We start from the raw sequence: 12,561 nt of genomic DNA, 5'->3' as shown, positions 1-12,561 counted from the left end.
GGGGCCGCCAGCAGAGGTCTATTCTAACAAAGGTCTGATTCACATGCCCGATTTATCCAACGTCAACGACACCGAACCGACAGTCGTTACCTTCCCCGATTCGCCGTTCAAGCTGCATCAACCGTTCCTGCCGGCCGGCGACCAGCCGACAGCGATTGCGCAGTTGTCCGAAGGCATCAGTGACGGCCTGGCCTTCCAGACCCTGCTCGGTGTGACCGGTTCGGGCAAGACCTACACCATGGCCAACGTCATCGCGCGCATGGGCCGTCCGGCCATCATCTTCGCGCCGAACAAGACGCTGGCCGCGCAGCTGTACAGCGAGTTCCGCGACTTCTTCCCGCAAAACGCGGTCGAATACTTCGTCAGCTACTACGATTACTACCAGCCTGAAGCCTATGTGCCGCAGCGCGACCTGTTCATCGAGAAAGATTCCTCGATCAACGAACATATCGAGCAGATGCGCTTGTCGTGCACCAAGTCGCTGATGGAGCGGCGCGACGTGGTGATCGTGGCCACCGTCTCGGCCATCTACGGTATCGGTAATCCGAACGAATACCACCAGATGATTTTGACCTTGCGCGTGAAGGATAAAGTGAGCCAGCGCGACGTGATCGCGCGCCTGATCCAGATGCAGTACACGCGCAACGAAGTCGATTTCGGCCGTGGCACCTTCCGCGTGCGCGGCGACACCATCGACATCTTCCCGGCCGAACACGCCGAGCTGGCGGTGCGCCTGGAAATGTTCGACGACGAGATCGAATCGATCCAGCTGTTCGACCCGCTGACGGGCCGCGTGCGGCAGAAGATTCCGCGCTTTACCGTCTACCCCGGTTCGCACTACGTCACGCCGCGCTCGACCGTGCTGCGCGCCGTCGAAACCATCAAGGAAGAGTTGCGCGACCGCCTCGAATTCTTCCGCAAGGAAAACAAGCTGATCGAAGAACAGCGGCTGGAACAGCGCACGCGCTTCGACCTGGAAATGATGGCCGAGATCGGCTTTACCAAAGGCATCGAGAACTACTCGCGGCACCTTTCCGGCGCGCTGCCCGGCCAGCCGCCGCCGACCCTGGTCGACTACCTGCCGCCCGACGCCATCATGTTCCTCGACGAGTCGCACGTGCTGACGGGCCAGCTGAGCGCGATGTACAACGGCGACCGCTCGCGCAAGACCAACCTGGTCGACTACGGCTTCCGCCTGCCGTCGGCGCTCGACAACCGGCCCTTGAAATTCGAGGAATTCGAACAGAAGATGCGCCAGACAATTTTTGTCTCGGCCACGCCGGCCGAGTATGAAAGGCAGCATTCCGACCAAGTGGTGGAACAGGTGGTGCGCCCGACCGGGCTGGTCGACCCGCAGATCATCGTGCGCCCGGCCAGCAGCCAGGTCGACGACCTGATGTCGGAAATCGTCGATCGCATCAAGAAGGACGAGCGCGTGCTGGTCACCACCCTGACCAAGCGCATGTCCGAGCAGCTGACCGAATACCTGGGCGACCATGGCATCAAGGTGCGCTACCTGCACAGCGATATCGAAACCGTGGAACGCGTGGAGATCTTGCGCGACCTGCGCCTGGGCACGTTTGACGTGCTGGTCGGCATCAACCTGCTGCGCGAGGGCCTGGACTTGCCGGAAGTGTCACTGGTAGCCATTCTCGACGCCGACAAGGAAGGCTTTTTGCGTTCCGAACGCAGCCTGATCCAGACCATCGGCCGCGCCGCGCGCAACCTGAACGGCACCGCGATTTTGTATGGCGACCGCATCACCGATTCGATGCGCCGCGCGATTGACGAAACGGAACGCCGGCGCGCCAAGCAGATCGCCTTCAATACCGCCAACAACATTATCCCGATCGGCGTGAAGAAATCGATCCGCGAAATGATCGACGGCGTCTACAGCCCGCAGGAAGCGCGCGAAAACCTGCAGGTGGCGCAGGAAACGGCCAAGTTCGAAGCCATGAGCGAGAAACAGGTCAGCAAGGAAATCAAGCGCCTGGAAAAACTGATGGTCGACCACGCCAAGAACCTGGAATTCGAAAAGGCGGCGCAGGTGCGCGACCAGCTGCATATCCTCAAGCAGCAGCTGTTCGGCGCGCCAGGCACCGACAATGTGACGTCGATCCTGGGCAAATAATCGTCAACGATGGCTTCTATGTCTTCTTATTGGGCATCCGGCAAGGAATAATCAAGATCGTAGAAATGCTGGCCGGCCTCGATGCGTATCGCCATCGTGCCACGGATGCCGGTCAGTTGCCCGGTACCCGAATGCGGCACGATCACAATCGCCAGCTCCTGCCTGCCATCGGCCATGGTGCCGGCATGCTGCACCACGAAACTGCCCTGCCGGCCCTGCAACACGCCGGTGATGGCCTCGATCGCGACATAGCCGGCCGCGCCTTTGGTATCGGTGACGGCGCTGAGCATCTCGCCGCTGGCGGTGGCGGCCAGCTCGCCCGTATAAACCTTTTCCAGCAGCGTCCTTGCCAGCGCCGTGCGACCCGAGCGTTGCGGCGTGGCCGCCGGCGTCATGGTGACGCTGAAACTTCCCGAAACCCGTGTACTCATGCGATGATTTCCTTCCGTGAATGGCGCCGCGAAGGCGGGCGCCGCCGATTGACAATAGCAAACTGCGGCCAGAATCAGGCCCAGCATGGGTTTGCCTGCGCTGTACGATCTCATGATTCTATTTCCATCGATGCGAGAACACCAGCGTAACGCCACGCGAGAGAAATATATTGGATAAAGCCGACAGCGCCAGCAATTTGCTGGCCGATCTCAGGAGCACTCCCAAGGGTATCGTCGATCCGCACGCTGCGGCGCGCCGGATACGGCTGGCGACCCATGCGCCGGTCGCCGCGCTGGCGCCGTTCGTCGATTATTTCTGGATAGTTGAATGGGACATGCGCGGCCGCGCGATGGAGACGCAGCGCGTGCTGCCCTATCCGAATGCGCACCTGGTATTCGAAGCCGGCTGCACGGCGATTCATGGCGTGGTGCGCGGCGCCTACGACAAGCCTCTGGCAGGCGCCGGCAAGGTGCTGGGCGTGCGGTTTGCGCCGGGCGGTCTGCGCCCGTTCATCGGCCAGCCGCTATCCTCCTTCACCGACAGCACGCTGGCCGCCGATACCTTGCTGTCGATGCCCGCCAGCCAGGCCGAGACGCTGGTCTTGCAGCAGACCGATGACAGCGCGATGGTCGCGCAGGCACAATCGATGCTGCTGGCGGTGCTGCCGGACGTCGATGAAGCGGCCCTGCTGGCGGGCCGGCTGAGCGTTGCGATCGCGGCGCACGACGGCCCGGCCAGCGTGGCGCAGCTGTGTGAGCAGATGCAGATCAGCGAACGCCGCCTGCAGCGCCTGTTTGCCAATTACGTGGGGGTGCCGCCGAAATGGGTGATCCAGCGCTACCGGCTGCAAGAAGCGATCTGGCGCCTGGCGCAGCCCGATGCACCCGACCTGGCCAGCCTGGCGCAGGCCTTGGGCTTTTTTGACCAGGCCCATTTCAGCGGAAAGTTCACCGAACTGGTGGGCTGTACGCCACTCGACTATCGCCGCACGCAGCTGGCCAGGCCGGTCTGAGCTGCCGCCATATCCCTGAGATGTGCGCGGATAATCGCCGCGAAAAGCCGGCCCGTCATTGCATATCCAGCCGCTTGTACTGTAGCAGCGAATACAGCACGGCCACCGGCGCCCAGGCAATCGCCAGCACCAGCAGCAGCCATGCTGGCACGCTAGCGGCCAGCATGGCCAAGCCCAGCAGGCCGCTGCCGACCATCAGCCTGGCCGCCAGGCGGTGCGTCGCATGCCAGACGCGCTCGCTGGCCAAGGTCCACGGCGTGCGGATGCCCAGGTAAAAATTGCGGCGCACCTTGCCCATCGGATTACCGGCCAGCACCAGCATCACGAACAGCCCGGCCGGCACGGCCTTGTCGATCGGCACCGCCACGCCCATCGCGCTGGCCAGCACCAGTCCATGCACATAAGCCAGCAAAGCCAGCACGACCACAAAGCTGTAGTAAAAGGTCGGCGCGAATGGCTGCACCTCGTAGCTGCGCGGTGACAGCGATGGCAGCAGCAAGGCCAGCAGCATGATGAAGCCCATCAATCCCGGCCCCAGCAGCCACAGCACCTCGCGCGGCGCATAACCGTCTGCCTCGCCATGATAATTCCAGTGCACCGCCACCACTTCGGGCAGTTGCGGCCACAGATACGCAGTGGCCGCGCCGGCAGCCGCAATCATCAACAGGCAAATGGCAATAAAGCGCGTTTTCATCATTTGTTCTCCTTGTGGTCGGTAACGGTCAGGTCCAGCATCCAGGCCAGCACATCCTGCAGCACGGTGGTATTCAAGCCATACCAGATGGTCTGCCCTTCACGCCGGCGCGTGATCAGGTCGGCGTCAAACAGCACGGCAAAATGGTGCGACATGGTGGGTTTGCTCATGTCGAAGTGGCCAGCCAGGTCGCCGGCCGTCATCTCGCCGGCCCGCAGCAGCCGCAGGATCTCGCGCCGCGCGGGGTCGGCAATGGCCTTGAAGGCGCCGTTGGTGGCATTCATATTAAGTCATTCATCTAATTAGACAATTATCTAACTATAAGGCCAGATAAAACGCCGGTCAAGCGCCATGCGTTGACCGGCGTCGCACTGGCGGTACTGGGGGTTTAGCCGGCCACTTTCATATCCTCGACATGGGCGCGAATGATCGTCGCGAAATCCGCATCGGCCGTCAAGCCCAGCGCTTCGGCACGCTTGGTATCCCAGGCGCCGGGCCAGCTCCTGACGATGCGCTCCACCGCTGGGTCGGGCGCATGGCTGATGCGGGCCGTCACTTCGCTGCCGGCCACTTCTTCCAGCGCGGCGATCATCTGGCCCACGCTGACGGAAAGACCGGGCAGGTTGACGGTGCGGCTGGCGCCGAAGGCCTCGCCCGGCAACTCATGGCCGGCGATCAGCGAGGCGATCGCACCGCGCGGCGACAGCAGCCACAAACGCAAATCCGTGCCGACCGGGCAGACGGCAACTTCGCCATTCAACGGTTCGCGAATGATGCCGCTGGCGAACGACGACGCGGCCTTGTTCGGCTTGCCCGGACGCACGCTGATGGTTGGCAGGCGCAGCACGCGGCCGTCGACAAAGCCGCGGCGGCTGTAGTCGTTGAGCAGCAGTTCGCCGATGGCTTTTTGCGCGCCATATGACGATTGCGGGCTCAAGGCTGTGTTGTCCTGCACCACATCCGGCAACTGGCCGCCGTAGACCGCCACCGAGCTGGTAAACACCACTTTCGGTTTATGCCCCAGCTCGCGGCAGATATCGAGCAGCAGGCGCGAAGCGTCGAGGTTGATGCGCATGCCCAGCTCGAAATCGGCTTCGGCCTGGCCGCTGACGATGGCGGCCATGTGGAAGATCGAGCTTGTGCGCGCATCGATGGTGGCGCGCATGAGAAAGCCGTCGGCGATATCGCCGGTGACCACCGTGACGCGCGCATCGCCGAAGTCGTGCGCAGGCACCACGTCAACCAGCACCAGCTCGGTGATCGTCTGCAGCGTGCCTGCGCTGTCGGTCAGCTGGCCCTGGTCCAGCAACTGGCGCGCCAGGCGCTGGCCGAGAAAACCGGCGCCGCCGGTAACGAGTACTTTCATGTTCATGCTCCTTGTTTGTTGTTATAAGCGGCGAGCCAGCCGAGGCCATCCTCGGTGCGCCCGCGCGGACGGTATTCGCAGCCGATCCAGCCCTGGTAGCCCAGCTCGTCGAGCAGGCTGTACAGATACGGGTAATTGACTTCGCCGTCGTCTGGCTCATTGCGTGCCGGCACGCTGGCGATCTGCACATGGCCGATGCCGTCGAAGTTCTTCCTGAACGTCATGGCGATATCGCCTTCGACGATCTGCGTGTGGTAAAAATCCATCTGCACCTTGACGTTGGGCGCACCGGACTCTACCCGCAGCGCATGGCCCTGGGCCTGGGTGACGAGGAAATAGCCGGGCATGTCGCGCCCGTTAATCGGCTCGATCAAGAGCTCGATGCCATGCTCGCCGACGGCCTGCGCCGCGTACTGCAAGTTGGCCAGGTAGGTGGCGCGGCGCAGCGCCAGGTCGGCGCTACTGGGCACCAGCCCCGCCATCATGTGCACGCGCGGGGTGCCCAGCGCCAGCGCATACTCGATGGCGCGCGCCACCCCAAGCCGGAATTCTTCTTCGCGGCCGGGCAGCGAAGCGGTGCCGCGCTCGCCGGCCGCCCAGTCGCCGGGCGGGAGGTTGAACAGCACGTTTTGCAGGCCGTTTTCGCGCAGCCAGCCGGCCACTTCCTGCGGCGCGTAATCGTAAGGGAACAGAAATTCGACGCCCTTGAAGCCGGCCTTGGCCGCGGCGGCAAAGCGCTGCGGAAACGGCACTTCATTGAACATCATGGTGAGATTGGCGGCAAAGCGGGGCATGCGTGTCTCCTTGTAGTCTTATATGTCGAGTTTGAATGTGTGCTTCAGGTCGGCGATCTGCTCCGCGTCCAGCGGGCGGGTCGGCACATCGCGCAGCAGCAAAAACAGCTTGGCGGTTTCTTCGAGTTCCTCGGCCGCGTACACGGCCGCTTCCAGGGTCGTGCCCGACACCACCGGGCCGTGATTGGCCAGCAGCACGGCGCTATGCTTGCGCGCCATGGCGCCGATGGCGCCGGCCAGCGCCGGGTCGCCCGGGCGGTGATACGGCACCAGCGGCAAGCGCCCCACTTTCATCACAAAATACGGCGTCAGCGGCGGAATGCAATCGTCATGGTTCAGGCCGCACATGCACGAGACGGCCGCCGAATGGGTCGAGTGCAGATGCACGATGGCGCCGGCGCCGGCGCGCTCGTCATACATGGCGCGATGCAGGAACGCTTCTTTCGACGGCGGCGCACCACTGATCAAGTTGCCCTGCCAGTCCAGCTTGGAGAGCTGGGCCGGGTCGAGCCGGCCCAGGCTGGCGTTGGTGGGCGTCAGCAGCCAGCCGTCGTCCAGCCGCACGCTGAGGTTGCCGCTGCTGCCGGCCGTCAGGCCGCGCTCGTACAGCGACTTGCCGAATTCGACGATCTGTTCGCGCTGGCGCGATTCGTGGCTGCTCATGCCAGCACGTCCCAGGCCTTGGTAAAGAAGTCGACGCTGCCGAAGTTACCGGATTTCAGCGCCAGCGCCAGGGGTGCGCCGTCGGTCTCGCCAAGCGCAGGCAAGGCTTGCGTCCAGGGCACGCCGGGATCGATTTCGGGACCGATGCGCAGGCCCGCCACGCCCAGCGCCTTGACCACCGCGCCCGAGGTTTCGCCACCGGCCACGATCAGCTGGCCCACTCCCAGGCGCACCAGGCCCTGTGCGATGGCGGCCAGCGCTTCCTCGACCAGCGCGCCGGCCCGTTCCACGCCCAGCTGCGCCTGCACCGCGCGCACCGCGTCGGGGGTGGCGGTGGCATAGATCAATACCGGTCCCTGCACCAGATGGGCGCCGGCCCATGCCAGCGCCTTTTGCACCACACCATCGACCACCGCGCCGCCGGCCGCCAGCTGCAATGGATCGACATGGAAGGCCGGCGCCTGCTCGCGCAAGTGCGCCACCTGCTGCTGCGTGGCCACCGAGCAACTGCCCGAGATCACCGCGCGAAAGCCCGACGGCGGCGCCAGCTTGCCGGCCTGGCCGCTGACGAGCGGCGCCAACTGGCCGCGCTGGCGGAAGTTCTGCGGCAAGCCCAGCGCGATGCCGGAGCCGCCGGTGATCAGTTTCAAGTCGGCACAGGCTGCGCCGATCGCTTCCAGGTCGCGGTTCGAGACGGCGTCGACCACGGCAAAATGGCAGCCCTGGCCGCGCAAATCGGTAAAACGCTGGGCGATGGCGGCGGCGCCCTTTTCCACCACGGCAAAGTCGGCCAGGCCCACTTTGGCTTGCACCTGCTGCTGCAGCACGCGCACCAGGTTCGAGTCCGTCATCGGCGTCAATGGATGGTCGCGCATGCCCGATTCCGCCAGCGGCACGTCGCCGACAAACAGATTGCCCTTGTAGATGGTGCGGCCATTGGCGGGAAACGCCGGACAGGCGATGGTGAAATCGGTATCGAGCGCCTGCATCAACGCCTCGGCCACCGGGCCGATATTGCCGCGTGGCGTGGAGTCGAAGGTGGAGCAGTATTTGAAATAGAACTGCTTGCAGCCGGCCTGCTGCAGCCAGCGCAAGGCCGCCAGCGATTCGGCCACGGCTTCCTCGGGCGCATTGGTGCGCGACTTGAGCGCGATCACCACCGCATCGACATCGTCAGGCGGCGGGCCTTGCGGCACGCCGATCAGTTGCACCGTGCGCATGCCAGCCTTGACCAGCATGCCGGCCAGGTCGGTGCCACCGGTGAAATCGTCGGCGATACATCCCAGTAATACAGTCATGGTGTGTCCTTGTTTTATTCAGTAACGCTTTTTGCCGGCAAGGTGATGCCGGGGAACAGCTTGATCACGGCCGAGTCGTCCTCGCCGCCAAAGCCGGCCGCCGAGGCCTGCATGAACATCTGGTGCGCGGTGGCCGACAAGGGCAGCGGGAACACGCTTTTTTTCGCGTAGTCGAGCACGATGCCGAGGTCTTTCACGAAAATGTTCACGCTTGATAACGGCGTGTAGTCGCCGTTCAGTATATGCGGCACGCGGTTCTGGAACATCCACGAGCTGCCGGCGCTGTTCGAGATCACCTCATACAGCGCGTCCGCATCGCAGCCGGCACGCAGGCCCAGCGCCATCGCTTCGGCGGCGGCGGCGATATGCACGCCGGCCAGCAACTGGTTGATCATCTTGACCTTCGAGCCCTGCCCCGGCTGTTCGCCGAGGCGATACAGCTTGGTGCAGATGGCGCCGAAGATGCCCGCACAGGATTCGAACGCATCGGGCGCGCCGGCCGCCATCACCGACATTTCGCCCGACGCCGCCTTGGCCGCGCCACCGGAAATCGGCGCATCGATCAAGCGCAGGCCCATCGCCGCCAGCCGCGCACCCAGCGCTTCGGCAAACTCGGGCGCCACGGTGGCGCAGGCGATCACCACGCTGCCCGGCGCCAGCCTGGCAGCTGCGCCATGTTCGCCAAACAGCACGCTTTCCGTTTGCTGCGCATTGACCACCACGATCAGCAAGGCTTGTACTTGCGCGGCCAGCGCGGCCGGCGACTGCGCCGCATGGGCGCCAGCATCGACCAGTTTCTGTACGATTTCAGGCCGCACATCGCAGGCATGCACTTCAAAGCCGGCGCGCAGCAGCGACTGCGCAATGCCCATGCCCATGGCGCCAAGGCCTACCACACCCACTTTTTCGATTGTTGCTGTCATTGTTTTTACTCCACTTGTTTATTTGTTCACCAGCTTGGCCGGCACCCGCATGATGATGATCGCGCCGATCACCAGGATGCCGGCCAGCAGGTAGATGGCGATATCGGTCGATTGGGTCAGGTCCTTGATCGAGCCGATCATGTAGGGTGCGGCAAAGCCGGCCAGGTTGCCCACCGAGTTGATGGCGGCGATGCCGGCGGCGGCCGAAACGCCGCCCAGGAACGCGGTCGGCAGGCTCCAGAACATCGGCGAAGCGGCCAGGATGCCGCCGGCGGCGATCGTCAGGAAGAAGATTGCCCAGCCGGTGTTGTCGGCGCCGGCCAGTGCGCTGCAGACGATGGCGGCGGCGCCCACTACCAGCGGGATCGCCATGTGCCAGCGGCGTTCGCGGTATCTGTCCGAGCTGCGGCCCAGGAGAATCATCGAGGCCACCGCCACCGAATACGGAATCGCCGTAAACAGGCCGATGTTGAGCACACCCGTCACGCCGGCCGCCTTGATCAGGCTGGGCAGCCAGAAGGTCAGAGAATACTGGCCCATCACGCAGCAGAAATAAATCAGCGCCATCAGCCAGATGCGCGGATCGGCAAACATGGCGCGGATCGACGGATGCGATACCTTGCCCTTCGCTTCCGTCTCGATACGCTGTTCGAGGATGACTTTTTCGTCTTCCGTCAGCCATTTGGCGGCGCGGATGCTGTTGTCCAGGTACAGCAGCACGGCGATGCCCATGATCACGGCCGGGATCGCTTCGAGCACGAACATCCATTGCCAGCCGGTATAGCCATACACGCCGGCAAAGGTTTCCATGATCCAGCCCGACAATGGTCCGCCGATCAGGCCAGCAATGGGAATGGCCGCCATGAAGGTGCAGACCATGCGTGCGCGGCGCTCGGATGGATACCAGTAGGTAAGATAAAGAATAATGCCGGGAAAGAAGCCCGCCTCGGCCACGCCCAGCAGGAAACGCATGATGTAGAACATGGTCGGCGTGGTGACGAACATGAAGGCGCCGGAAATGATGGCCCAGGTGATCATGATGCGGGCGATCCAGACCCGCGCGCCGATCTTGTGCAGCATCACGTTGCTGGGCACCTCGAACAGGAAATAGCCGAGGAAGAACACGCCAGCACCCAAGCCATACACGGTTTCGGAAAATTGCAGATCGGCCAGCATCTGCAGCTTGGCGAAGCCCACGTTGACGCGGTCGAGATAAGCGACGATGTAGCAGACCATCAGGAAGGGAATGATGCGCCAGGTGACCTTGCGGTACACGGCGTCATCGATGGATTTTTGCGCTGCGGCGGCGCCAGCCGGCAGGCCCGGCTGTGCTTGGGATAGTTCCATGCGTGTCTCCTGATTGAGATGAACGACCTTGCCTGATTTTTGTAGTCCACCGCAGGTGGCTGGCAAGTTGTCTATAATTTGTATGGCTGTATATTATGTGTGTGTTTTATGGGTGTCAAGCTGTATGTTTCATATAATGTCAGGCAAGCACTTTCAAGCCCGCCCGATTTTCTACCGCCAGCACAAGGACACGCCGATGGACCGCTCGTTCAGTTTTACCCTGCCCGCCCCCGAACCGGCCGCCGGCAGCTTTGCCGCCGGCACCCTGGGCGCGCGGGTGGCGGCACGGCTGCGCCAGCAGATCCAGAACGACGGCCTGGCGGGCGGCACGCGATTGCCCTCGGAGCAGGCGATGGCCAGCCATTTCGGCGTCAGCCGCACGGTGCTGCGCGAAGCGATCGCCGTGCTGCAGGCCGACGGCGTGGTGGCCACGCGCAAGGGCAGCGGCACGTTTGTGTGCGCCCAGGATGGTTTGAAAAGTGGTGAACGTGGCGATGCCCTGACGGAGCAGTCGGTGCAATCGCTGCTGAACCTGATCGAAGTGCGCCAGGGCCTGGAAGCGGAGATCGCCGCACTGGCGGCCGTGCGCCGCACGCCGGGCCAGCTGGCCGAAATAGAACACGCACTGCGGCGCATCGAGGAAGCGGTGGCCAACGGCGTCGACGGCGTCGAGGAAGACGTGCGGCTGCACCTGTGCATTGCCGAAGCGACGGGCAACCCCTACTGGCCGAAATTCGTCGCCATGTTCGCCGACCCGATCCGCTCGGCCGTGAAGGTGACGCGCGCCAACGAAGCGCGGCGCGCCGATTTTTCAGTCGAGGTGCGCTGCGAACATGAAAAAATCGTCCAGGCGATTGCCGCCGGCGACCCGCAGGCGGCGCGCCAGGCGGCGATGGAGCACATGCAGCACGCGGCCGAACGGGTGCGCCTGGCCGACCGCGAATTCTGGCGCGGCGACGGCGGCGCGCTGGCGCGTAAATTGGGGCGCGACCCCATCATGCAGAAATAAGGCTTGCGCCAGGTCAGGCGCGCGCCGTATGAAAGGTCAGCGCGTAGCCGTCGGGGTCGCTGGCCACAAAGAAGCGCCCAAAAGGGCCGTCTGCCGGCGGTGCGAGGATCACGCCACCGCGCTGGACGATCAGGTCGTGCAGCGCATCGGCGTCCAGGCACGCGATCCACAGCACCATGCCCACGCCGAGCGGCCCGGTTTCGGGCAGCGCACGCAGCGGCTCTCTCAGCGCCAGGGCTATCGGCTCGGTCCTGAAAATGACGGCGCCCGGCGGGCAGTGCGCCGAGGCTTCGAAGCCGAAGGTCTCGATATAGAACTTGCGCGATGCAGCAAGGTCGCGCACTTGCAAGGCGATGAAATCGGGGCCGAGCGGGCTTGTCATGGTAGCTCCTGTAAAGTAATATAAGGTCACTGATATTAATATAAGGCTACTGATATGTCAACGGAAAAGCTGGCGCCGCGGCGCGGCGCCGACTGGATCGGCTACAACCTGAAAATCACGCAGCATCGATTGCGGCAACGCCTCGATGCCGAGCTTGGGCGGGTAGGCATCACGGCGCCGCAAAATGCGGTGTTGCTGGCCGTGGCCGGCAATCCGCGCATCTCGAATGCCGAGCTGGCGCGCGCGGCGTTCGTCACGCCGCAGACCATGCAGGCGATTCTCGTCAATCTGGACCGCGCCGGCCTGATCGCGCGCAGCCCGCATCCTGAGCACGGCCGCGTCATCATGACCGAGCTGACGGCGGCCGGCCAGCAGGCCGTGCTCGATGGCGCAAAAGCCGCCGACGCGGTGGAGCGGCAAATGCTCTCCAGGCTCTCAAGCGACGAGGCGCGGCTGCTGTGCGAGCTGCTCAAGCGCTGTGCGGCCGCCCTGGACGAATAGCACCAGCAA

The 12,561-nt window shown here is 63.8% G+C and carries 14 protein-coding genes; 4 read left to right on the top strand and 10 right to left on the bottom strand.

Going from position 1 to position 12,561, the window contains the following annotated elements:
• The first annotated feature begins 43 nt into the window (after nucleotides 1–43).
• The gene (uvrB, locus tag AC0Z42_RS06680) at nucleotides 44–2,131 is read left to right on the top strand and encodes an excinuclease ABC subunit UvrB (RefSeq protein ID WP_485467461.1); all 2,088 of its coding nucleotides are present in this window, start codon (nucleotides 44–46) and stop codon (nucleotides 2,129–2,131) included.
• Between the two features lie 26 nt (nucleotides 2,132–2,157).
• On the opposite strand, the gene AC0Z42_RS06675 is transcribed toward uvrB, so the two are convergent.
• On the bottom strand, nucleotides 2,158–2,562 hold the full coding sequence (locus AC0Z42_RS06675; protein WP_485467460.1) for a DUF3224 domain-containing protein: 405 nt from the start codon (nucleotides 2,560–2,562) through the stop codon (nucleotides 2,158–2,160).
• A gap of 170 nt (nucleotides 2,563–2,732) precedes the next feature.
• Between AC0Z42_RS06675 and AC0Z42_RS06670 the strand changes: the two genes are divergently transcribed.
• The gene (locus AC0Z42_RS06670) at nucleotides 2,733–3,575 is read left to right on the top strand and encodes a DUF6597 domain-containing transcriptional factor (RefSeq protein ID WP_485467459.1); all 843 of its coding nucleotides are present in this window, start codon (nucleotides 2,733–2,735) and stop codon (nucleotides 3,573–3,575) included.
• A 55-nt stretch (nucleotides 3,576–3,630) separates the two neighbouring features.
• Here AC0Z42_RS06670 and AC0Z42_RS06665 read toward each other — a convergent pair whose 3' ends face one another.
• From AC0Z42_RS06665 to AC0Z42_RS06630, 8 genes are all read right to left on the bottom strand, one after another.
• On the bottom strand, nucleotides 3,631–4,272 hold the full coding sequence (locus AC0Z42_RS06665) for an SdpI family protein (protein ID WP_485467458.1): 642 nt from the start codon (nucleotides 4,270–4,272) through the stop codon (nucleotides 3,631–3,633).
• Nucleotides 4,269–4,553: an autorepressor SdpR family transcription factor gene (locus tag AC0Z42_RS06660; protein ID WP_485467457.1), complete on the bottom strand. Its 285-nt coding sequence runs from the start codon at nucleotides 4,551–4,553 to the stop codon at nucleotides 4,269–4,271. The genes AC0Z42_RS06665 and AC0Z42_RS06660 overlap by 4 nt, the downstream gene beginning before the upstream one ends.
• A gap of 104 nt (nucleotides 4,554–4,657) precedes the next feature.
• Nucleotides 4,658–5,635, bottom strand: coding sequence for a D-erythronate dehydrogenase (denD, locus tag AC0Z42_RS06655; RefSeq protein ID WP_485467456.1), 978 nt, complete (start codon nucleotides 5,633–5,635; stop codon nucleotides 4,658–4,660).
• Nucleotides 5,636–5,637: 2 nt separating this feature from the next.
• The gene (gene otnI, locus AC0Z42_RS06650) at nucleotides 5,638–6,429 is read right to left on the bottom strand and encodes a 2-oxo-tetronate isomerase (RefSeq protein WP_485467455.1); all 792 of its coding nucleotides are present in this window, start codon (nucleotides 6,427–6,429) and stop codon (nucleotides 5,638–5,640) included.
• A gap of 18 nt (nucleotides 6,430–6,447) precedes the next feature.
• Nucleotides 6,448–7,092, bottom strand: a complete 645-nt coding sequence (otnC, locus tag AC0Z42_RS06645) for a 3-oxo-tetronate 4-phosphate decarboxylase (protein WP_485467454.1) — start codon at nucleotides 7,090–7,092, stop codon at nucleotides 6,448–6,450.
• Nucleotides 7,089–8,390: a 3-oxo-tetronate kinase gene (gene otnK / locus AC0Z42_RS06640; RefSeq protein WP_485467453.1), complete on the bottom strand. Its 1,302-nt coding sequence runs from the start codon at nucleotides 8,388–8,390 to the stop codon at nucleotides 7,089–7,091. The genes otnC and otnK overlap by 4 nt, the downstream gene beginning before the upstream one ends.
• Before the next feature lie 14 nt (nucleotides 8,391–8,404).
• On the bottom strand, nucleotides 8,405–9,313 hold the full coding sequence (gene ltnD / locus AC0Z42_RS06635) for an L-threonate dehydrogenase (RefSeq protein WP_485467452.1): 909 nt from the start codon (nucleotides 9,311–9,313) through the stop codon (nucleotides 8,405–8,407).
• 18 nt (nucleotides 9,314–9,331) lie between these two features.
• Nucleotides 9,332–10,660 carry an MFS transporter gene (locus AC0Z42_RS06630; RefSeq protein ID WP_485467451.1) on the bottom strand — a complete coding sequence of 443 codons (1,329 nt, stop codon included), beginning with the start codon at nucleotides 10,658–10,660 and terminating at the stop codon, nucleotides 9,332–9,334.
• Nucleotides 10,661–10,796: 136 nt separating this feature from the next.
• Here AC0Z42_RS06630 and AC0Z42_RS06625 point away from each other — a divergent pair, with 136 nt between their 5' ends.
• On the top strand, nucleotides 10,797–11,669 hold the full coding sequence (locus AC0Z42_RS06625) for a FadR/GntR family transcriptional regulator (RefSeq protein ID WP_485467450.1): 873 nt from the start codon (nucleotides 10,797–10,799) through the stop codon (nucleotides 11,667–11,669).
• A 13-nt stretch (nucleotides 11,670–11,682) separates the two neighbouring features.
• Here the strand turns inward: AC0Z42_RS06625 and AC0Z42_RS06620 are convergent, their stop codons facing one another.
• Nucleotides 11,683–12,051 (bottom strand): VOC family protein, encoded by a 369-nt coding sequence (locus AC0Z42_RS06620; protein ID WP_485467449.1) that lies wholly within the window; start codon nucleotides 12,049–12,051, stop codon nucleotides 11,683–11,685.
• A gap of 54 nt (nucleotides 12,052–12,105) precedes the next feature.
• Here AC0Z42_RS06620 and AC0Z42_RS06615 point away from each other — a divergent pair, with 54 nt between their 5' ends.
• A complete protein-coding gene (locus tag AC0Z42_RS06615) occupies nucleotides 12,106–12,552 on the top strand; it encodes a MarR family winged helix-turn-helix transcriptional regulator (protein ID WP_485467448.1) in 447 nt (148 codons plus the stop codon).
• Nucleotides 12,553–12,561 lie beyond the last annotated feature (9 nt).

It is taken from the genome of Janthinobacterium sp. 1L-D-8-B-C4 (assembly GCF_057291295.1).
The sequence above is the reverse complement of the archived record's forward strand: the minus strand, read 5'-3'. Positions and strand labels throughout refer to the sequence as shown.